22 protein-coding genes and 1 riboswitch are annotated in these 18,430 nt (G+C 44.1%); of the genes, 9 read left to right on the top strand and 13 right to left on the bottom strand.

All coding sequences use genetic code 11. From position 1 onward, the window contains the following. Positions 1-80 precede the first annotated feature (80 nt). Positions 81-1,025 (top strand): Gfo/Idh/MocA family protein, encoded by a 945-nt coding sequence (locus QNH36_RS05495; protein WP_144475101.1) that lies wholly within the window; start codon positions 81-83, stop codon positions 1,023-1,025. A gap of 234 nt (positions 1,026-1,259) precedes the next feature. Here the strand turns inward: QNH36_RS05495 and QNH36_RS05490 are convergent, their stop codons facing one another. Then, on the bottom strand, positions 1,260-1,754 hold the full coding sequence (locus tag QNH36_RS05490; RefSeq protein WP_283904905.1) for an NUDIX hydrolase: 495 nt from the start codon (positions 1,752-1,754) through the stop codon (positions 1,260-1,262). A 133-nt stretch (positions 1,755-1,887) separates the two neighbouring features. Between QNH36_RS05490 and QNH36_RS05485 the strand changes: the two genes are divergently transcribed. Beyond that, complete coding sequence (locus QNH36_RS05485; RefSeq protein ID WP_283904904.1) at positions 1,888-2,259, top strand: hypothetical protein; 372 nt, start codon at positions 1,888-1,890, stop codon at positions 2,257-2,259. Positions 2,260-2,501: 242 nt separating this feature from the next. Further along, positions 2,502-4,163, top strand: coding sequence for a PAS domain S-box protein (locus QNH36_RS05480; RefSeq protein WP_283904903.1), 1,662 nt, complete (start codon positions 2,502-2,504; stop codon positions 4,161-4,163). Between the two features lie 32 nt (positions 4,164-4,195). On the opposite strand, the gene QNH36_RS05475 is transcribed toward QNH36_RS05480, so the two are convergent. Next, complete coding sequence (locus QNH36_RS05475) at positions 4,196-4,426, bottom strand: excisionase family DNA-binding protein (protein WP_283904902.1); 231 nt, start codon at positions 4,424-4,426, stop codon at positions 4,196-4,198. Positions 4,427-4,432: 6 nt separating this feature from the next. Further along, positions 4,433-5,017, bottom strand: a complete 585-nt coding sequence (locus tag QNH36_RS05470) for a DUF1836 domain-containing protein (RefSeq protein ID WP_144475106.1) — start codon at positions 5,015-5,017, stop codon at positions 4,433-4,435. Positions 5,018-5,150: 133 nt separating this feature from the next. Here QNH36_RS05470 and trhA point away from each other — a divergent pair, with 133 nt between their 5' ends. Continuing rightward, positions 5,151-5,798, top strand: a complete 648-nt coding sequence (gene trhA / locus QNH36_RS05465; RefSeq protein ID WP_283904901.1) for a PAQR family membrane homeostasis protein TrhA — start codon at positions 5,151-5,153, stop codon at positions 5,796-5,798. A gap of 47 nt (positions 5,799-5,845) precedes the next feature. On the opposite strand, the gene alaP is transcribed toward trhA, so the two are convergent. The 9 genes from alaP to QNH36_RS05420 form a co-directional block, all read right to left on the bottom strand. Next, positions 5,846-7,237 (bottom strand): alanine permease AlaP, encoded by a 1,392-nt coding sequence (alaP, locus tag QNH36_RS05460; protein ID WP_283904900.1) that lies wholly within the window; start codon positions 7,235-7,237, stop codon positions 5,846-5,848. A 298-nt stretch (positions 7,238-7,535) separates the two neighbouring features. Then, positions 7,536-8,150, bottom strand: a complete 615-nt coding sequence (locus QNH36_RS05455) for an exonuclease domain-containing protein (protein WP_283904899.1) — start codon at positions 8,148-8,150, stop codon at positions 7,536-7,538. Between the two features lie 103 nt (positions 8,151-8,253). Continuing rightward, the gene (gene thiW, locus QNH36_RS05450; RefSeq protein WP_283904898.1) at positions 8,254-8,757 is read right to left on the bottom strand and encodes an energy coupling factor transporter S component ThiW; all 504 of its coding nucleotides are present in this window, start codon (positions 8,755-8,757) and stop codon (positions 8,254-8,256) included. Next, positions 8,754-9,410, bottom strand: coding sequence for a thiamine phosphate synthase (gene thiE, locus QNH36_RS05445; protein ID WP_283904897.1), 657 nt, complete (start codon positions 9,408-9,410; stop codon positions 8,754-8,756). The genes thiW and thiE overlap by 4 nt, the downstream gene beginning before the upstream one ends. Then, on the bottom strand, positions 9,383-10,231 hold the full coding sequence (gene thiD / locus QNH36_RS05440; RefSeq protein WP_144475112.1) for a bifunctional hydroxymethylpyrimidine kinase/phosphomethylpyrimidine kinase: 849 nt from the start codon (positions 10,229-10,231) through the stop codon (positions 9,383-9,385). Before thiD ends, thiE begins: the two co-directional genes overlap by 28 nt. Further along, complete coding sequence (gene thiM / locus QNH36_RS05435; RefSeq protein ID WP_144475113.1) at positions 10,231-11,040, bottom strand: hydroxyethylthiazole kinase; 810 nt, start codon at positions 11,038-11,040, stop codon at positions 10,231-10,233. The genes thiD and thiM overlap by 1 nt, the downstream gene beginning before the upstream one ends. Before the next feature lie 57 nt (positions 11,041-11,097). After that, complete coding sequence (locus QNH36_RS05430; RefSeq protein WP_144475114.1) at positions 11,098-11,859, bottom strand: 3-oxoacyl-ACP reductase; 762 nt, start codon at positions 11,857-11,859, stop codon at positions 11,098-11,100. 74 nt (positions 11,860-11,933) lie between these two features. Then, positions 11,934-12,043: riboswitch (TPP riboswitch) on the bottom strand. Between the two features lie 57 nt (positions 12,044-12,100). Continuing rightward, on the bottom strand, positions 12,101-12,256 hold the full coding sequence (locus QNH36_RS05425) for a hypothetical protein (protein ID WP_186326650.1): 156 nt from the start codon (positions 12,254-12,256) through the stop codon (positions 12,101-12,103). After that, on the bottom strand, positions 12,249-12,386 hold the full coding sequence (locus QNH36_RS05420) for a DUF3951 domain-containing protein (RefSeq protein ID WP_186326651.1): 138 nt from the start codon (positions 12,384-12,386) through the stop codon (positions 12,249-12,251). Before QNH36_RS05420 ends, QNH36_RS05425 begins: the two co-directional genes overlap by 8 nt. A 133-nt stretch (positions 12,387-12,519) precedes the next feature. On the opposite strand from QNH36_RS05420, the gene pepT reads away from it, so the two are divergent. After that, positions 12,520-13,752, top strand: coding sequence for a peptidase T (gene pepT, locus QNH36_RS05415; protein ID WP_144475115.1), 1,233 nt, complete (start codon positions 12,520-12,522; stop codon positions 13,750-13,752). Positions 13,753-13,927: 175 nt separating this feature from the next. Then, on the top strand, positions 13,928-14,791 hold the full coding sequence (gene liaG / locus QNH36_RS05410) for a LiaG family protein (RefSeq protein ID WP_283904896.1): 864 nt from the start codon (positions 13,928-13,930) through the stop codon (positions 14,789-14,791). Here the strand turns inward: liaG and QNH36_RS05405 are convergent. After that, complete coding sequence (locus tag QNH36_RS05405) at positions 14,765-15,001, bottom strand: hypothetical protein (protein WP_144475117.1); 237 nt, start codon at positions 14,999-15,001, stop codon at positions 14,765-14,767. The two genes, liaG and QNH36_RS05405, sit on opposite strands and share 27 nt — an antisense overlap. A gap of 95 nt (positions 15,002-15,096) precedes the next feature. Here QNH36_RS05405 and QNH36_RS05400 point away from each other — a divergent pair, with 95 nt between their 5' ends. From QNH36_RS05400 to QNH36_RS05390, 3 genes are all read left to right on the top strand, one after another. Next, complete coding sequence (locus QNH36_RS05400; protein WP_144475118.1) at positions 15,097-15,783, top strand: YetF domain-containing protein; 687 nt, start codon at positions 15,097-15,099, stop codon at positions 15,781-15,783. A 135-nt stretch (positions 15,784-15,918) separates the two neighbouring features. Beyond that, the gene (locus QNH36_RS05395) at positions 15,919-17,655 is read left to right on the top strand and encodes a sensor histidine kinase (RefSeq protein ID WP_283904895.1); all 1,737 of its coding nucleotides are present in this window, start codon (positions 15,919-15,921) and stop codon (positions 17,653-17,655) included. Continuing rightward, entirely contained in the window at positions 17,656-18,387 is a 732-nt protein-coding gene (locus QNH36_RS05390) for a LytR/AlgR family response regulator transcription factor (RefSeq protein WP_144475120.1), read from the top strand. Positions 18,388-18,430 lie beyond the last annotated feature (43 nt).

Here is an 18,430-nt window from a genome sequence, read left to right as displayed (position 1 = left end):
TTTAGACTTACGAAACTATTTAATTTTTAAAATAATTTGTATAATGAAGAAAAAGAACTATTATTCTTGGAGGTCTCCCTATGATAAAAGTTGGAATCATTGGCCTTGGTGCAATTGGCCAGCGTTTGATAAAAGGGTTTCAGGAGCACGCTGAAACTGAAATTGCGGTGGTGTGCGACACGTTGGAAGAAAGGGCAAATGAGGTTGCGGCGGAGTTGGGCGATGTACCGGCATTCACGAACCATAAAGAAATGCTTGTAAAGACTGATTTGGACCTGGTGTATGTTGCGGTGCCTCCGAAATTTCACCATGCCGTTGCGTCAGATGTAATTCAAAAAGGGATACATATTTTGTGTGAGAAACCGCTGGCCAATTCGGCAGAGGAAGCTGAGAGTCTATTAAAACAGGCACAGGGTGCGGGTATCGTCCATGCAATGAATTTCCCGCTGAATTACAGTGCCGGCAGCAGGACTTTTGAAAAGTTAATCAAGGAAAACTACGTGGGAAAACTGAGAAGAGTTCAACTGAAGATGCACTTTCCTGAATGGCCGCGCCCGTGGCAGCAGAATGCCTGGGTTGCAAGCAAGGAGCAGGGCGGCTATGTACTTGAGGTGGGCGTCCATTTCATCCAGCAAGTGCAGAAGATTTTTGGCGCAGTCGCAGTAAAGAATGTCCAATTACAATTTCCTGAAGACCCAAAGGCTAGTGAGATTGGAATTTTAGCTATCCTGGAATTAGCTGACGGGACTCCAGTGCTGATTGATGGCATGAGCCAAATCGCCGGCAAGGAGGAAATTACCTTTACGGCTTCCGGCAGTGAAGGAACGTTATCATTGCTGAACTGGGGGCAGCTGGAGGGCGGCAAGCTTGGCGAAGAGATTCTGGCTTTGCAAGCTGATGATTCCCTGACAGATTCATTGATTGATCACCTTATAAAAGCTGTAAAAGGTGATGATGCTACGATCATTGATTTTGCTGCAGGGTATGATACACAGGTCGTATTGGAGCAACTGCGGAAAGGCTGAGAGCGCGATTGCCGCGCTCTCTTTTTTTTTAGGCTCTTTTCTCAAACTTTGTTGCTATTGACTACTAAATTGGATTGAATGACCTAGTTTTCTTTATAAAATTCAGGCTTATTATGAGAAAAGAGCTTGCACACTTAAAAACGAACTGCAAAATTGCTTATAGCACGTTAAAATCGGCTTTAAGATTTTAACAACAATCTTTACGAAAACAGCCTTTTTTTATATTCTCCTTCCCTATACTTTCCTCCATCCCTCATCCCATTGAAACGCCGTCTTCCCACTACCCGTTTCAGTAAAAATACTCTCTGGATAAGGCAGGGCCAATTCCGGCCTATTTTCCGCGCTGAAGTAACGAAGTTCGGCCGTCTCACTGTCGATGGGATTGTGTTCACCGCCTCTTACCATGCATTCAAACACAAACACCACATACTCGACTTTGTGGCCGTTAGGGTATTGGTAGCGAAAGTCTTTGCCGCCAAAGACACCCAATACTATTTCAGGGACAACATGGAGACCTGTTTCTTCCCACACTTCTCGGACTACGGCCTCCGCAGGTGCTTCGCCTGGTTCAATTGCTCCTGCCGGAAGGCTCCATTTCTCTCCATTGCCTTTATTCTGGAACAGAATCTCGCCTGCTCCGTTCCTGATGATTCCCGCCACGCTTGGCATGAAGATAAGTTCGCTTCCCACTTTCCTTCTAATCTCTTGATAATACTCTGACATTCCCATTTATATCACCACCTGAATATCCATTCGCCACCGCTCCAATTTTTCCTTCTTCTGATAAAACCTTGCACCCACGGCATTCACCTACATACTTTATAGAGAATTTATTATGAATAAAAATAAGGAGTGTGCCCGTATGAACCCTTATCAGTATTACAACTCAAAGTATTACGACCCGTATACACACTATGATTTTGGTTATCACGCACAGCAACAGAATTTTCACGACTTTGACCGACAGCCTGCACTTGAACGCCGAGTGAACCAGCTTGAACGGCAGTTCCAGGTTCAGAAAACAGAGCTTGACAGACAAAATAAAGAAATTGCCCGCCAAAACAGGGAGATTGCCAGGATCAATAAGGAAATCAGCCGTCTTAACAATGAAATTGCCCGCTTGAATCAAAATGACGAGCGCCATACCCGCCGTCTAAACCGGTTGAACCAAAGGCTCCGTGCGGTTGAGAACCGACTAAATATCCCATTCCAGGCTACGGATGGTGAATTTTAATAACATATTTTTCCTGCGGAAAGAGAAGCTCCTGGAACGTCAAACAACAGCTTGTTCAATAGCGCCTCAATAATAAAGGGTGCAAAGGAACTGAATCCATATCAGCCCTTTGCATCTTTTTCCATTTAATAGAAATACTGATATGGAAATAATATTCATTAAAATAAATAAAATTGTGCTACTATAGATGAGTAACCATTTTGAAATCACGTAAGCTTTTCCGCTTACTTTAGGAGTTAGATATGAAGAAAAAGCAATATGTCCTTATCTTTTTCATTCTGAGCATTGTCTGGATTTTTGGGACAAACTATGTGCTGAGTTTATACGCACCTTCAAACTTTGTTGCGGTGATCGAACACTCGAAGGAAGTCCTTTATGTTTTGCTGGCAGGAGGGTTCTTCTATTATTTCATCTCTAAAATGGAAGAACTGAGTGCTGCAAAAGAAGAAGAAAAGCGACTCTCCACACTGATCAATTCGATGGTGGATTTCGTCAACTTCAAGGATGGAGAAGGCCGGTGGATACAGGCCAATGACTTTGGTTTGAAACTATTTGACATTGAGAACGTTGACTATAGAGGAAAAAAGGATACAGAACTGGCAGAGTATAGCAACTATTTCAGCGATGCGCTGAATTATTGCGAGATTTCTGATGAAGAAGCCTGGAAAGCAGGCGGGATCATTCGTGTCGAGGAAGTTTTGCCCCAGCCAGATGGATCTGTCAAGACATTTGATACGATCAAAGTCCCCCTTTTCAATGATGATGGCAGCCGCCAGGGTCTTGTGATCATTGGCCGGGATATATCGGAACGAAAAAATGTCGAAAACCTTCTTGAAGAAAGCCGCCAACAATACCGGTCCCTGTTTGAATACAGTCTGGATATTGTTTCAATGCTTGACTTGAATGGGACAATCACCAACCTGAATCCACAATTCGAAAAAATAACTGGATTCAGGCGTGATGAATATATCGGAAAAAACCTTGCTGACTTGATTCCCGAATCCTATAGGCAGAAAGTTTTGGAAAAGGTAGCGAGTGTCGTGGAAAACTGCAGTCCGCAAATGTTCGAGCTGCAGTTAATGCATAAGAACGGGAAACCGCTCATTTTCCAAAGCACCACTTTACCGATTATAGTGAACGAAAAAATTGCGGGCATCATCTGTAATTCCCGTGATGTGACAGAGCTCCGCGAGACAGAGGAGCGCTTGCGCCGTACGGATAAGCTGTCTGTCGTCGGCGAATTATCCGCAAGCGTCGCGCATGAAATCCGGAACCCGCTCACTTCCTTAAAAGGACTCGTCCAATTGCTTCAAATGGAGGATGAAAAGCACCAGCTTTACTATCAGATCATGATTGATGAACTGAACCGGATCAATCACATTGTCAGCGAGCTGCTCTTGTTGGCCAAGCCGCAGCAGATCAAATACACGGAAGCAGATTTGCAGATGATCCTGCATGATGTGATTTCCCTGTTAAAGACAGAAGCGAGCCTCCATAATATTCAAATTGAGTTCGAGGTCAAAGATCATCCAGTTATAATTGAATGTGAACCGAACCAGCTGAAGCAGCTGTTCATCAACATTGTCAAAAATGCGATTGAGGCTTCTTCTGGTGGAGATGCCGTCTTCATCACTCTGGAGAGTTTTGATAATAATGCCTCAATCAGAGTCAAGGACGAGGGCATCGGAATCTCAAAAGAATTACTGGAAAGAATCGGGGAACCTTTTTATTCTTCCAAGGAAAAAGGAACCGGACTTGGAATGACCGTCAGCTTCAAAATAGTCCAATCCCATAACGGCACCATCAAGTTCAACAGCGAGCCTGAAAAAGGGACAGAAGTCATTGTCCAATTGCCAATCAAACATGAAGAAAAAATGAAAAACCTTGAGAAATCAACCAAGTAAAAACGCGAAAGGACTTGTCCTCTCGCGTTTTTTTAATCTTCATCTTTAATGTCGATGTCCTCAGGCACTGGTTCATTCATGATTTCTTCTACCAGCTTTTTGTACTTCTCAACCTGTTTCAGATGGGTATTGAATTGGTCTTTATAAATCAAATATTGCTCACCATCATGAATGGTCCTGATTTTCCGCTGAAGGACAAGGTTCTCGACCTGTGCAGCTGGGATTGACAGATATTCTGCTGCTTCTTTTATTGTCATATACAAAATAGTTCAGTCCTTTTTTTCTTTTTTGGCCGCAAGCTGGTCGACAAGCTTCTCAGCTGTCTTTCTGTAAAAATTGCTGATATTGATCAACGATGCAATCAATAACACTGTTTCCAGTTCTTCAGGCTCATCTGCCTCAAGCGTCTTCACTTCCAGTTTGACATCCTGTTCCGTTTTAAGGACGTCCTCATTAAAAATCTCAATATTCTTCTCGTGGAGTTTTAAATAGCTCTGATAAAACTTATTCAATTGAAATTGACCAGACTCTGTCCTCTCGTTGATGCCTTCCAGAGTCTGCTTGATATCCTGGATCGACAAGCCGCCTTTCAGCTGGTAAATCAAGCTGATCAAGATCAGCTGCTCCTTTGAATACTTTTTATTTTTGACAGGAAAGAATAACTTTCCCTTTGCATAATTGTTAATCATGGTTTTCGTCAGGACTTTTTCATCTTCATTCCTTGTCGAGCTGCCGAAATTTTTTTCAAACAACTGGATTACCTGATCCATATATAAGTCGATTTCAGGAATGTCCTCAAGTGCAATATTATTTTCAAGGTTAAGCTCGGCAAGCAAGCTCGCTAAATTTTTCAATATGAATCCCTCATGTTTTTTATTTTCATTATAAGGTAAAAAAAGCAAACCGTAAACATTGACTACCTGATGTAATAGTAATATTATTGTAAGTAGTTATTGAAACCACATACAAAGACATGGAGGTTATATCATGAACAGCTACATCCGTGAACCCATTAATGGCCTTACTCATCTGGCTGGTGCTATATTATCCTTTGCAGGGCTGCTCGCGCTCGTCATCAAGGCTTCAATCACAACCGGTTCACCAATTGTGATCACATCCGTGACCATTTTTGGACTCAGCATGATCTTGCTTTACACGGCATCGGCCACTTACCATATGGTCATCAGCAGGGACAGCATCATCGCCTTCCTTCGAAAAATTGACCATTCGATGATTTTTGTACTGATCGCTGGAACTTATGCTCCTTTTTGCCTGATCAGTCTCAATGGCGCAACAGGCTGGACGCTTTTTGGCATCATCACTTTTGCAGCTGTGTGCGGAATTCTGTTTAAAATGATTTGGTTCAGGAGTCCAAGATGGCTGTCGACTTCCATCTATATCCTTATGGGCTGGATGGTGATTTTCGTGGTTTCTCCCCTCTCCTCCATATTGAATCCTGGAGGGATCTTCTGGCTTGTTTCCGGTGGCATCCTCTACACAATCGGAGGCGTCATTTACGCGTTAAAACCTGATTTCCTCCGCTCAAAGTACCTTGGTTTCCATGAAATTTTTCATATCTTCATCATGCTCGGAAGCCTTGCCCATTTTTTCAGTGTATATTTTTACGTCTTATAATTAAAAATGCGCCTGCTCTTCAACAAGGAAGATCAGGCGCATTTAATTTACCCTGCATTTGAAATGTTCGTTTGATGATCTTTTTTATGGAAACCTTTAGCAAAGTAAAAGCCTGTTAGAAGCGCCAGCCACAGAGGCCCTATGAAAAGTGCGATTCTTGTGTCAGGGCTGAAGGCCATCAGTACGACTACAAAAGCCAGGAACGCCAATGATAAATAGGAAGTGAACGGAAACAATGGCAGCTTATATTTTAGCTTGTCCACTTCATTTTTGCCCAGGCTTTTGCGGTAACGAATCTGTGACAGGAGAATGATCGCCCAGGTCCAGATTGCCCCAAACGTCGCAATACTTGTCACCCAGGCAAATACTTTTGCCGGGACAATGTAATTCAATGCGACCCCAATCAGCAATGCGCCAGCCGAGGCGAGAATGGCAAATCCCGGAACCCCGTTCTTAGTCAATTTGCTGAACTTCTGTGGCGCTTCTCCATGGTTGGCAAGATTGAACAGCATTCGTCCTGTGCTGAAGATTCCGCTATTGCAGGATGATAGTGCAGCAGTCAATACTACGAAATTGATGATGCCCGCTGCAGCAGGAATTCCTAATTGTTCGAAAGTGATAACAAACGGACTTCCCTTTTCCCCAATCTCATTCCATGGGAAGATAGACATAATAACAAACAATGCCCCGACATAGAAAATCAGGATGCGCCAGAATACTGAATCAATCGCTCTGGAAAGTGATTTCTCAGGATTCTTGACTTCACCAGCAGTAATACCGATCATCTCAATTCCAAGGTAGGCAAACATGACCATTTGCAGCGATAACAGGACGCCTTTAATCCCGTTAGGAAATAAGCCGCCATTCTCCCATAGATTTTGGATCCCTGTTGGAATGCCTCCATTGCCGATTCCCCATATGATCATGCCGGCCCCTGAGACAATCATCGCTAAAATCGTGACAATTTTAATCAACGCAAACCAGAATTCAAGTTCCCCATACGCTTTTACAGCCAGGAAATTGACTGATGCCATAATCACCAGGGCAGCTAGCGCCCATATCCAGCGTGGAGTTTCTGGAAACCAGAATTCCATATAAATGCCGACGGCTGTGATTTCCGCCATGCCAGTTACAATCCATAGAAACCAATAGTTCCAGCCAGTAATATACCCTGCCAGCGGACCAAGGTAATCCCTGGCATATTTGCTGAATGATCCGGCAACCGGCTTTTGGATTGCCATTTCCCCCAGCGCTCTCATAATAAAGAACATGATCATTCCGCTGAAAGCATAACCCAGCAGGATTCCCGGACCTGCCAGCTTTATTGCAGATGCAGATCCCAGGAACAGTCCTACCCCGATTGCTGCCCCTAAAGACATCAGTGTTATGTGCCTCTGCTCCAACCCCCGCTGCAGTTCGTTCTCTTGTGTTTTTTTCATGGTGTCTTCCCTCGTTTCTAAATCTCGATTGTAATATTTTGTATAATAATTCCCTCCGTTGCCGCCAACGCCTTCGGTAGTTGAAATCGGCATCTTAACCTACTTGTTATTAACAAATAAAAAGAAACTCAAACCTCTTTTATTTGAAAATTACTATTCTTAAAAAATTTCCTTGTGCCATTTTACCATGAAAAGGACTCTATAAAAATATGTAAATTTTCTTAAAATGAAAAATGCCCTTTCAACCAGCACATGGTCGAAAAGGCAGATGATCATTATCTTATTTTCAAAACAAAACCTAATAAAACATCCGGCGTCTCTGTTTGGCTGCAGGCTGGTACTTTCGCATCGGGCCGTAATCAAGCACTTCTTTTAAATAATAGTCGCCGTTTGGATTTTGCTGCTTCAAAAGTTCAGTCAAATATGTAATATCATCCATCGCCCTGTGGGTCTGGAATTTCGAGATGTTGTGCGCCTGCAGCAGCGTCAGCAGTTTGCTGTTCGGAAATCCGTGGTTTTTCCATTGCACATTCTTCATCGTGCAATACCACTGCATCTCATTGACTTCAGGATACATCCTAAAAAGGAAGCTTCTGTCAAAGGAAGCATTATGGGCAAAAATTGCATCAGTGCGATTGAAGTATTCCATGATTTTTTCATCGTAAAATGTTTTGCCGCGTACCATATCATAATGAATTCCATGAATCCGATAGGCCCTGTCATAATTTCTTTGTGCGGTTGTCGACAGGGGTTCCCTTAAATAAGAATCTTCTTCAAGAATATCGATTATTTCTCCTGATTCCTCATCAAAGGAAAAAAGCTTCAAAGCCAATTCTATGATTTCATCCGAATCCGGGCCCAGTCCGGTTGTCTCTACGTCCACTACCAATCCAAGCTTGTTCTCTTTGTTCAAAAATGTCACCCTTTTCAGCTGGAGTATATGATTCTATTTAACATCATATAGCAGAACTTCCCCCATTTCCAGCTAAAGGCAGCAGGTTGAAATCATTTCCAGACTAGGTTCTATTGCTCATCTCCAGTCTTCCCGCAGCATTCTTCATAAAGATTTTCAGAATCACGAAGCCTATAGCTGCACCCGCCAATGAACTCGCGAAAAATGCCGGAACCATACCAAACAACGCGGCTTCTTTTCCAAGGAACAATGTTGCAATTGGATAACTGGCAACCGCACCAATGATTCCTGTGCCTACAACTTCCCCTGCAAAGGCAAATTCCATTCTCTTCGTCTTTTTATACAGATATGCAGCCAGAAGAGCGCCGATCATGCTGCCAGGAAACGCAAAGACCGATCCGGTGCCCATTAAATTCCTGAGCAAAGAAATGCCAAATGCCTGAGCAACGGCGTAATAGGGTCCCAGCAGCACAGCTGACAAAACATTGATGAAATGCTGCACTGGAAACGCCTTCACGATTCCAAGCGGGATAAACAGCATTTGGCTCGTCAATGTACCAATCGCCATCATCATAGCGGTGAGGGTAAGCTTTTGTGTGTATCTCATATTTTACCTCCTTGGATCTTATCTCTTAACCTTGCTGCAGCTTCCTTGACGTCTTCTGCCTGGCTGATCGCTGTAATCACAGATACACCATCAGCCCCGGCAGTCATGACAAGCTCTGCATTATCCGCATTGATCCCGCCGATTCCAACAATCGGTACGCCAAAGTCTTTTAATTCTTCAATCATGGCTGCTCCCTGGACAGCTCTTGTATCTGTCTTTGTCGCCGTTGGAAAAACCGGACCGACACCGAAATAATCAGCCCCAGCTTGCTTTGCTTTTTCCGCTTCTTCCAGGTTGTGTACAGAAACTCCAAGAATCCTATCGCCAATTTTTCTGCGGACCTGTGCGGCATCCTCATCTTCCTGGCCGATATGGACACCATCTGCATCAAGCTCCAACGCCAATTCAATATCATCATTCACAATGAACGGGATGTCGTTCTCCTTGCAAATCTTTCGCAGTCTTTTGCCAAGCTTCTGCTCTTCCAAATCACAAAGACTTCCTTCTCCTTTTTCACGGTATTGAAAAATCGTGATCCCTCCGCGAATCGCTGCTTCAAGCACAGTAACGGGATCCTGTAAACAATTCGTGCTGCCGGCGATAAAATATACCTTCAGCAAGCTTCTCATCTTTTCAGGACTGATTCTTGACATGAGGAGGCCCCGCTTTCTCTTTTCATATTGTAGGCCCAGTGATTAGTCGGCCCATGTCCATGTCCATTTCCGATCATCAGCGGGTTGGCAATGGCTGCCTGGATGAACTCCTTAGCCACCGAAACCGCTTGATGGACCGAAGAACCTTTTGCAAGCTGTGCTGTGATAGCTGCAGAAAAAGTACAGCCTGTTCCATGGGTGTTATTCGTTTCAATCCTTGAAGTGGAGAAGTAAGCAAATTCCTTTCCGTCAAAGAGGACATCAATAGATTCGTTTGTTTCCTCATCATGGCCGCCTTTTATCACTACATTTTTCGCTCCAAGGGCATGGATTCGTTTGGCCGCTTCCTTTTTTTCATCCGTACCGCGAATCGACATGCCTGTCAGCACTTCGGCTTCGGGGATATTCGGGGTGATGATGTGACAGAGCGGAAGCAAATGTTTTTTCAGGGCCGATACAGCCTCCTGCTGGAGCAATGAGGCTCCTCCCTTCGCAATCATGACAGGATCGACAACAACCTTATCCCAGCCGAACTGCTTTATTTTTTCCGAGACCGCTTGTATGATTTCCGCGTTAAAAAGCATTCCTGTTTTCAGGGCATCCGCTCCAATGTCCTCACCGACTGATTGGATCTGTTCGCCTACCGCCTCAGGGCTCATCGGAAAAACTCCCTGGACACCAAGCGTATTTTGCGCGGTAACAGCAGTCAGGGCAGATGTGCCAAATACCTTCAGTTCCTGGAATGTCTTCAGGTCAGCCTGGATTCCGGCTCCGCCGCCGCTGTCAGATCCTGCGATTGTCAGTGCTTTTTTCATATTCATTACCTCCATTTTTCGAAAGAACTTTTATTGTAGATTTCCTCAGCATCCAAATGGTAGAGCTGGTTCAGGAACTCCACTTGAAAACTCCCTGGTCCCTGCAAGGCACTTTTGTCAGCGGCAACTTCGGCTGCCACTCCGTAAATGCTCAATGCAGCAGTTGCTGCTTTCAAAAAATCCTTTTCCACTGCTGTGAATGCCCCGATTACTGAGGTCAGCAGACATCCAGCACCGGTTACCTTCGTAAGGATTGGGTGTCCATTTCTGACGACAAACGTAGATTTCCCATCTGTAATAACGTCTTCTTTCCCTGTCAGTGCCACAATTGTGTTCAATTTTTGGGCAGCGGATTCTGCCAGCTCGATCACATCCCCATCTGAATCCCCTGCGTCAACACCCCGTATGTTCCAGACTTCCCCTGCTACATTGGCAATTTCCGCGGCATTTCCTCTGATGACCGAAATCTCCAGTTCGTCCATCAGCCTTATTGCAGTTTCCGTGCGATAAGCAGTCGCCCCGGCACCAACCGGATCAAGAATGACTGGAACTCCATGCTCATTTGCCGCTTTACCGGCAATCGACATGGATTCGACGACTTGTGGCCTCAACGTACCAATATTCAGCACAAGGCTGCCCGCTATGCTTGCCATTTCGGCAACTTCCTCTTGTGCATAGGCCATCACTGGAGATGCACCAAGAGCCAGCAGCCCATTGGCCGTAAAATTCGTGACCACAACATTCGTGATGTTATGTACAAGTGGATTCTCTCTGCGGACCTTCTCCAGCAAACCAGCAATCTCTCGTTTTTCCATTCCAATTCCTCCTTCATCCATCCTCAGACCGCCATCTGCGACCTCAATTCCTTCTCCTTAATCCATCACCAGGCCGCCGTCTACGACCATATTTTGTCCGGTAACTGCACGCGCCCATGGTGAGGCGAAGAACAAAATTGAGTCTGCAACTTCTGCGGGATCGGTGACTTTTCTAAGAGGTGTGGACGATTCGATTAGCTGGAATACTTCCTCAGAAGTAGCTGAGCTTGCGTCGGTCATTTTTAGCAGTCCTCCCGAAACCATATTGACGGTAATGCCATACTTTCCAAGATCAATCGCCATATTCCTTGTGAATCCCAGCAGCGCAGCCTTGCTTGTTGTGTAGTCATGGTAGGCGACAACCGGATTCTGGAAGAGGTTCGTGCCAATATTGATGATTCTGCCAAACTTCTTTTCTTTCATATTTGGCAATCCCGCCTGGATGGTATTCAATGAACCGCGGACAGCTCCTTCAAGCTGCTGTTGGTAATCCTCCCAGCCTACTGCAAAAGCATCCTTATTCGCCACAGGATCAAACTTGAAATTGACCAGTGCATTATTGACGATGGTCGTAATCGGTGTCCCAAAATGTTCTTTTGCCAACCTGAACATGCTTTTGACCTGTGCAGGATCACGCACATCCGCCCTGAGAGCAAGGGCATTTTCGCCAATGGTCTCTGTCAGAGCCTTTGCCTTTTCTTCATTCTGAAAATAGTTGATGACAACTTTTGCACCTTCCCTTGCAAAAGCTTTGACCGTTTCTGCACCAAGGCCACGGCTTCCTCCAGTTATTAAAACTACTTGATCTTTTAACTCCATTTGTGTCAACCTCCTTAAAATATAAAAAGCCAGATCCATATATAATGGACCTGGCTTAAAAGCAAAGTAAGAAAATTTCTCTCACACTACTTTCCTACGCTGGTATTACCCAGATCAGGTCCGAAGGGTTAAAAGACTTAGCGTCTTCCTCTCAGCCCGCAGCAGGGCACCCCTAGTAGTAAATCGAATATTCAATTGTCTTTATCCTAGCCTTATCTCCTATATATGTAAAGTAAAAAGTTCATATTCTGCTATTTTTCAGTTCTTCTTTGATTTCTTCCAGTAGACTAAGCTGCTGGTCCTGCTTTTGGATGATACTTGCAGTTAATTTTTGCAGTGTAATCGTTATCGACCAGAGTGACAGCAGCAAAACAATGATGACGCCAAGATCAATCATCTTTCTTTTTCCCTTCGGTTAAATCGTCAAATGGAGTGTAATGATTGCTTGGCAAATTACCGGAGCGGATTATCTTGAAAATCAGATAAAACACGACAAACAGCACTATGAACGTGAAAAAATACCCCATACTGTCCAGCCTCCTTTACTTTCATTATACAATAAACATGATACAAAAAATGGAATTTTCATTCTTTTTAAAATGGTCTTCTTGATCATCTATGCTAATATGAAAATATACATATGAATGGGAGATGAAAGCAATGAAAAACGAGATAATCGAAAGATTCACCTCTTATGTCAAAATCGACACACAGTCCAATGAAAACAGCGAGAAAACTCCATCGACCGAAGGCCAGCTCACCCTTGCCAATATGCTTGTCGAGGAACTAAAATCGATTGGCATGGAGGAAGTCACGATTGATGAAAACGGTTATGTGATGGCAACACTTCCTGCAAATACCGATAAGGAAGTCCCAACGATCGGGTTCCTTGCCCACGTCGATACGGCAACTGATTTTACAGGCAAAAATGTCAACCCGCAGGTTGTCGAAGACTTCGATGGCAATCAGATCATCCTGAATAAGGAGCAGAATATCATCCTGTCGCCAGCGGATTTCCCTGAACTGCCTCAATATAAAGGCCATACATTGATTACGACCGATGGAACGACTCTTCTCGGTGCTGACAACAAAGCAGGGATTGCCGAAATCATGACGGCGATGGCTTATTTGATCAAGCACCCTGAAATCAGGCATGGTAAAATCCGTGTTGCTTTCACCCCGGATGAAGAGATTGGCAGAGGCCCTCATAAGTTTGATGTAAAAGCATTCAATGCAAAATTCGCCTACACCGTTGATGGCGGCCCGCTTGGCGAGCTGGAGTATGAAAGCTTTAACGCAGCCGGCGCCAAGGTGACTTTTAAAGGAAAGAACGTCCACCCCGGAACAGCAAAGGGCAAAATGGTGAACTCCGCCAAAATCGCGATGGAATTTAACAGCAAGCTTCCTGCCGAAGAAGCGCCTGAGCATACAGAAGGATATGAAGGCTTCTTCCACCTGAGCTCGATTAATGGGGATGTCGAGGAGACGACGCTGAGCTACATCATCCGTGATTTTGACCGTGACAGCTTCCAGGCACGCAAGGAATTGATGCAGAAAATCACCAATGAACTAAGGCTTACATACGGCGAAACCCGGGTTGAACTTGAAATGAACGACCAGTACTACAACATGAAGGATAAAATCGAGCCAGTAAAAGAAATTGTCGACATCGCCTATGAAGCAATGGAAAACCTCGGCATCAAGCCAATCGTCAAACCAATCCGCGGCGGCACTGACGGCTCTCAGCTAAGCTATATGGGATTGCCGACACCGAATATTTTTACCGGCGGAGAGAATTTCCACGGAAGATTCGAATATGTCTCTGTGGATAACATGCTTAAATCTGTTGAAACCATCGTAGAAATCGTAAAGCTTTTTGAAGCAAAAGCTTAATCACTAACATCATGAAGCCAGATTCCCAAATCAAAAGGAATCTGGCTTTTTTCATGAACTATCTACACCGAAATCAGTCTCAGGTCCCATCTGGATTTAAATCCGTGGTGCATTGGGAAGAGGAATGATTTACCTTATTCTGAATATAGAAAGAGTTGGAAGGGAGATTTTATAAATGAAGCGGATTTTAGTTATTTTCCTTGTGATTACCGGGGCTTATATCGGGTGGAATTATCTGTTTGACGGGGATGGACTGAACTTTGCCAGAGCAAAAGACTCAGTGAAGGTGAGCAATGGTACGGAAAAGATCTCGATTGATGTTTCCAGTGTCGCGACGAAGATTGTGCCAGAGGACCGTGATGATGTGCACGCTGAACTTGAAGGCAAAGGCTCGGTAAAAGTCAAGCGCCATGGGGATGAAATACAGGTATGTGTTAAGCGAAGAGGATTCTTCTGGTTCAATTGGTTTGAGATGGACAGGACATCACTCACCGTCTATATCCCGGATCATTTTGACAAGGATATGGACATTGAGCTCGGCTCCGGAAAAATCGATTTCATAGGTAAATCAGCCGACCAGCCTGTGAAACTGAGAAACCTGGCAATCAATATTGGTTCAGGCAGCATGAACCTGGAAAATTTCGTTGTTGGAAATTTGGAGCATCAGAGTTCATCAGGTGAGGTTAACATGAATTCGATTGATGCCAGTAAAAGTTCATTTGATGTCAGTTCCGGAAGCGTCCAGGTCAAAAATTTTACCGGCAAGCTTGACGGGAATGTCTCATCGGGAGAGTTGGAAATCCAGATGAACAAGTTAATCGATGATGTTGACTTGAACGTCAGTTCTGGTTATATCGAATTGGATTTGCCTGATGAAGCAGATTTTACTCTGAATGGAAAAATAAGCAGCGGCAACCTATCAAGCGATTTTCCGCTAAAAAATAAAGAGGCATCCAAAAACCGAATTTACGGGAAATACGGAAGCGGGAAATACCAAATCAACGCCGATGTTTCAAGCGGGAATCTCAAAATAAAGTAACCATTGGCGAACTGGAAAAAAACCTTCAAAATTACCAGTTCGCCAATAAATTTTCATTTTAGCCAATAATTCAGGTGATTTCGCCAATAAAAATATATTTTCGCCAATAAAATTGTGAACTCCGCCAATAAAATAGCTTTTTCGCCAATAAAAATTACCTGCTCTGATAATATCCAGATTGATATTGGTTCCTCCCCCGCGACTTTTCAAGTTTTCCCCTAACTATTTACAAAACTCCCATATGGAACATTTTTTGTAATAAAAGGGGCAATATAATCAAAACTACCTATTTTTCAAGGAGTATTATGGAAACCATTTTAACTACCATATTGAGAACCCTTTTAGGCTTTGGTGTATTATTCCTTCTTACTCGTGTACTTGGCAAAAAGCAGCTCAGCCAAATGACCTTTTTTACTTATATCACCGGAATTGCTCTGGGAAATATAGCTGGTGATATGGTTGTACATAGAGACATTAAACTAATTGATGGTGTTACCGGTTTAGCGCTCTGGGCTTTATTAACGCTTACTATCGAATACATCGCCCTAAAATCCCCTAAGGCAAGAATTTTGCTGGACGGGGAACCGACCATCATTATCAAACAGGGAAAAATAAATGAAAAAGCAATGAAGTCCAATAAGCTAAATATGGATGATCTAACGATGCTGCTAAGAATTAAAAATGTATTTTCAATAAAAGAAGTCGATTATGCAATCCTTGAACCAAATGGACAAATCAGTGTTTTAAAGAAAGTGGAATATGAAAATGTCATAAATAAAGATTCTGGCATCCCCCTTACACCAAGAAAATACCTGCCTTCTGAACTGGTTGTTGATGGCCGTATCGTTAAAAAGAATCTAAAGGAATTAAGCTTGAGTGAAGACTGGCTGACAAATGAATTAAAAAAGAAAGGGTTCAATCGGCTGGAGGAAGTATTTTATGCTGAGCTCGAGAGTGATGGAACAGTCGTTGCAGAACAACGCTCTAAATAACCATCCCATCACGTGATGGGAGTTTTTTTATTTTTACTATGCCTTTGTTCCGCGTAAGCTCATACCCTTTTACTTTACTTCTCTTTCTATTAAAATGAGTTCAGATATCATATTAACTTTTCAAGGAGAGCGGATATGTTTGAATTACTCATCACAATGCTCGAGCGTCTGGGCATCATTGTGACAATTGCCTTCATTTTAACGAGGTTCCGCTTTTTCCGCGGGTTGATTTACCATGATTCGCTGAACCGCCGACAGCAATATTTTGCGATTATCTTCTTTGGGTTTTTCGGGATCATTGGTACATATTCCGGGATGAGCTTTTCTACTGATAACCTGCAGTTCAACCCATGGGCTTCTGATCTTGCTTCAGATGAGGCGATTGCCAATTCGCGTGTCATCGGCATTGTCATCGCCGGACTGCTTGGAGGATACAAGGTTGGGATTGGCGCAGGGCTTATTGCAGGACTGCATCGTTTTACGCTCGGCGGCTTTACTGCTTTTGCCTGCGGACTTGCGGCAATCGTTGCCGGCGTCATTTCCGGACGTTTTCAAAAAAAGAAAAATAATATCAACCTGAGAACAGCCTTTCTTGTCGGGGCAATTGCCGAGACGGTGCAAATGATGATCATCCTCTTGATCGCGAAGCCTTATCATCAGGCGCAAACTCTCGTTGAAATCATCGGTGTCCCCATGATTCTCGCGAACGGCCTTGGCTCTGCACTATTTTTGATGGTCATAAAAAATGTTGTTTCCGAAGAAGAAAAGACTGGAGCGCTGCTTGCCCAGAAAACGCTGCGGATTGCCGATCAGACACTTGCATACTTGCGCAAAGGAATCAACGCGGATTCTGCGCAGGCAGTCTGTCAGATATTACATAATGAAGTCCAGACAAGCGCGGTTGCGATGACGAATAAGAAGGAAATTCTGGCCCATATCGGCCTGGCTGATGACCATCACCGTTCAACCAGCCCGATCCAGACACAGATTACCAGGGATGTGCTGAAAACCGGCAAACTGGTCGTCGCCAATGATGAGACAATTCATTGCCGGGACAAGAGCTGCCCGCTCGGCGCCGCGGTGATTGCTCCGTTAAAGCACCGTGATGAAACAATTGGCACCCTTAAGTTCTATTTTAAATCGGAAAAAGAAATCACCAATGTCGTCATTGAATTGATCTCCGGACTGAGCAACTTGCTCAGCAACCAGCTCGAATCCGCCGAAGCCGAAAAAGCTTATCAGCTTGCCAAGGAAGCCGAGGTAAAGGCCCTTCAGGCCCAAATCAGCCCCCACTTCCTTTTCAACTCAATGAATGTCATAACCTCGCTGATCAGGATTGACCCAAATAAAGCGAGGACGCTTCTGGTTTCGCTTTCCCATTTCCTGCGGCAAAACCTGAATGCCACGACAGTGACGACTACCACACTTGAACAGGAATTGCGTCATGTGAAGGCCTATCTTTCAATCGAAGAGGCTCGTTTTGTCGAGAAACTGAAGGTTACTTATGATATTGAGGATGACGCCCTGCTTGTCAAAATTCCGCCGCTGACATTGCAGCCGATCGTCGAAAACGCAGTGAAGCACGGCATCAAGAATATGGACCAGGATTGCCATATCCGTATTTCCATCCAAAAAGAGCAAAATGGCACAATCGTTTCAGTTGAAGATAATGGACAAGGAATGAGCAAAGAACGGATGAATCAACTTGGAAAGCAAATGATTGAATCTGAAACGGGAAGCGGGATTGCCCTTTTCAACGTCAATAGGAGGCTTGCGATGAACTTCGGCGAAGAATCGTGTCTGAAGATTGACAGCGAACCGGGAAAAGGTACAAAGATTTCTTTTATGATTCCACAATCGGAGGAACGATAGATGGACAATAGTATTCGGGTATTGATAGCAGATGATGAAATGTACAGCCGGGATGAACTGAAACATTTATTGAAAGCTTTCTCTTCCATCCAGGTCGTCGGCGAAGCAGAGACCGGTGAGGCCGCAATCGTCAAAGCCCTGCAGCTCCATCCAGATGTGGTTTTCCTCGATGTCGAAATGCCAAAGATGAACGGTATGGAAGCTGCTAAATCACTCATGTCTTTAAAAAAAGCCCCATTGATCGTTTTCGCCACCGCCTATCCGCAATTTGCGGCTGAGGCATTTCGGTATGAAGCGGTTGATTACTTGCTGAAGCCATATGACGAAAATCAGCTGAGCGAAACCATCCTCAGAATTGAAAAGCATTTCCTCCAGCCGTCCGCGCAAGAGGCAGGAAAACCATCTGGCAAGCTTGCAGTTGAAGGAGATGGCGAAATCTTTTATCTCGAGCCAAAAGATATCCTTTATATTTCCCGGGAAGAGAAATTTTCAAAAATCGTAACTGAAGCAAAAGAGTATGAAACAAAAACTCCATTAAAAGAACTTGAAAGCCGGCTCCTTCCTTATTCCTTTTTCCGGATCCATAAAAGCTATCTTGTGAACCTGGAATATGTCACCCGGCTCACTCCATGGTTCAACGGTGCTTATCAGCTTGAAATCAAGGGCCGGGATGAAATGCTGTCAGTGAGCCGCAATTATGTAAAGGCATTAAGGACCCAGCTTGAACTATAATCACACACTGTCCTAAAAGCATCTGATCAGGTGCTTTTTTTGC

This window comes from Mesobacillus sp. AQ2, from assembly GCF_030122805.1.
GTDB lineage: Bacteria > Bacillota > Bacilli > Bacillales > Cytobacillaceae > Mesobacillus > Mesobacillus oceanisediminis_A.
The sequence above is the reverse complement of the archived record's forward strand: the minus strand, read 5'-3'. Positions and strand labels throughout refer to the sequence as shown.

What these genes read in the sequence shown, in the direction of transcription:
- QNH36_RS05495 (WP_144475101.1), top strand. Translation starts at nt 81, where the DNA reads ATGATAAAAGTTGGAATCATTGGCCTTGGTGCAATTGGCCAGCGTTTG.
- QNH36_RS05490 (WP_283904905.1), bottom strand. Translation starts at nt 1,754, where the DNA reads ATGGGAATGTCAGAGTATTATCAAGAGATTAGAAGGAAAGTGGGAAGC.
- QNH36_RS05485 (WP_283904904.1), top strand. Translation starts at nt 1,888, where the DNA reads ATGAACCCTTATCAGTATTACAACTCAAAGTATTACGACCCGTATACA.
- QNH36_RS05480 (WP_283904903.1), top strand. Translation starts at nt 2,502, where the DNA reads ATGAAGAAAAAGCAATATGTCCTTATCTTTTTCATTCTGAGCATTGTC.
- trhA (WP_283904901.1), top strand. Translation starts at nt 5,151, where the DNA reads ATGAACAGCTACATCCGTGAACCCATTAATGGCCTTACTCATCTGGCT.
- alaP (WP_283904900.1), bottom strand. Translation starts at nt 7,237, where the DNA reads ATGAAAAAAACACAAGAGAACGAACTGCAGCGGGGGTTGGAGCAGAGG.
- thiW (WP_283904898.1), bottom strand. Translation starts at nt 8,757, where the DNA reads ATGAGATACACACAAAAGCTTACCCTCACCGCTATGATGATGGCGATT.
- thiE (WP_283904897.1), bottom strand. Translation starts at nt 9,410, where the DNA reads ATGTCAAGAATCAGTCCTGAAAAGATGAGAAGCTTGCTGAAGGTATAT.
- thiD (WP_144475112.1), bottom strand. Translation starts at nt 10,231, where the DNA reads ATGAATATGAAAAAAGCACTGACAATCGCAGGATCTGACAGCGGCGGC.
- thiM (WP_144475113.1), bottom strand. Translation starts at nt 11,040, where the DNA reads ATGGAAAAACGAGAGATTGCTGGTTTGCTGGAGAAGGTCCGCAGAGAG.
- QNH36_RS05430 (WP_144475114.1), bottom strand. Translation starts at nt 11,859, where the DNA reads ATGGAGTTAAAAGATCAAGTAGTTTTAATAACTGGAGGAAGCCGTGGC.
- QNH36_RS05425 (WP_186326650.1), bottom strand. Translation starts at nt 12,256, where the DNA reads ATGATTGATCTTGGCGTCATCATTGTTTTGCTGCTGTCACTCTGGTCG.
- QNH36_RS05420 (WP_186326651.1), bottom strand. Translation starts at nt 12,386, where the DNA reads ATGGGGTATTTTTTCACGTTCATAGTGCTGTTTGTCGTGTTTTATCTG.
- pepT (WP_144475115.1), top strand. Translation starts at nt 12,520, where the DNA reads ATGAAAAACGAGATAATCGAAAGATTCACCTCTTATGTCAAAATCGAC.
- liaG (WP_283904896.1), top strand. Translation starts at nt 13,928, where the DNA reads ATGAAGCGGATTTTAGTTATTTTCCTTGTGATTACCGGGGCTTATATC.
- QNH36_RS05400 (WP_144475118.1), top strand. Translation starts at nt 15,097, where the DNA reads ATGGAAACCATTTTAACTACCATATTGAGAACCCTTTTAGGCTTTGGT.
- QNH36_RS05395 (WP_283904895.1), top strand. Translation starts at nt 15,919, where the DNA reads ATGTTTGAATTACTCATCACAATGCTCGAGCGTCTGGGCATCATTGTG.
- QNH36_RS05390 (WP_144475120.1), top strand. Translation starts at nt 17,656, where the DNA reads ATGGACAATAGTATTCGGGTATTGATAGCAGATGATGAAATGTACAGC.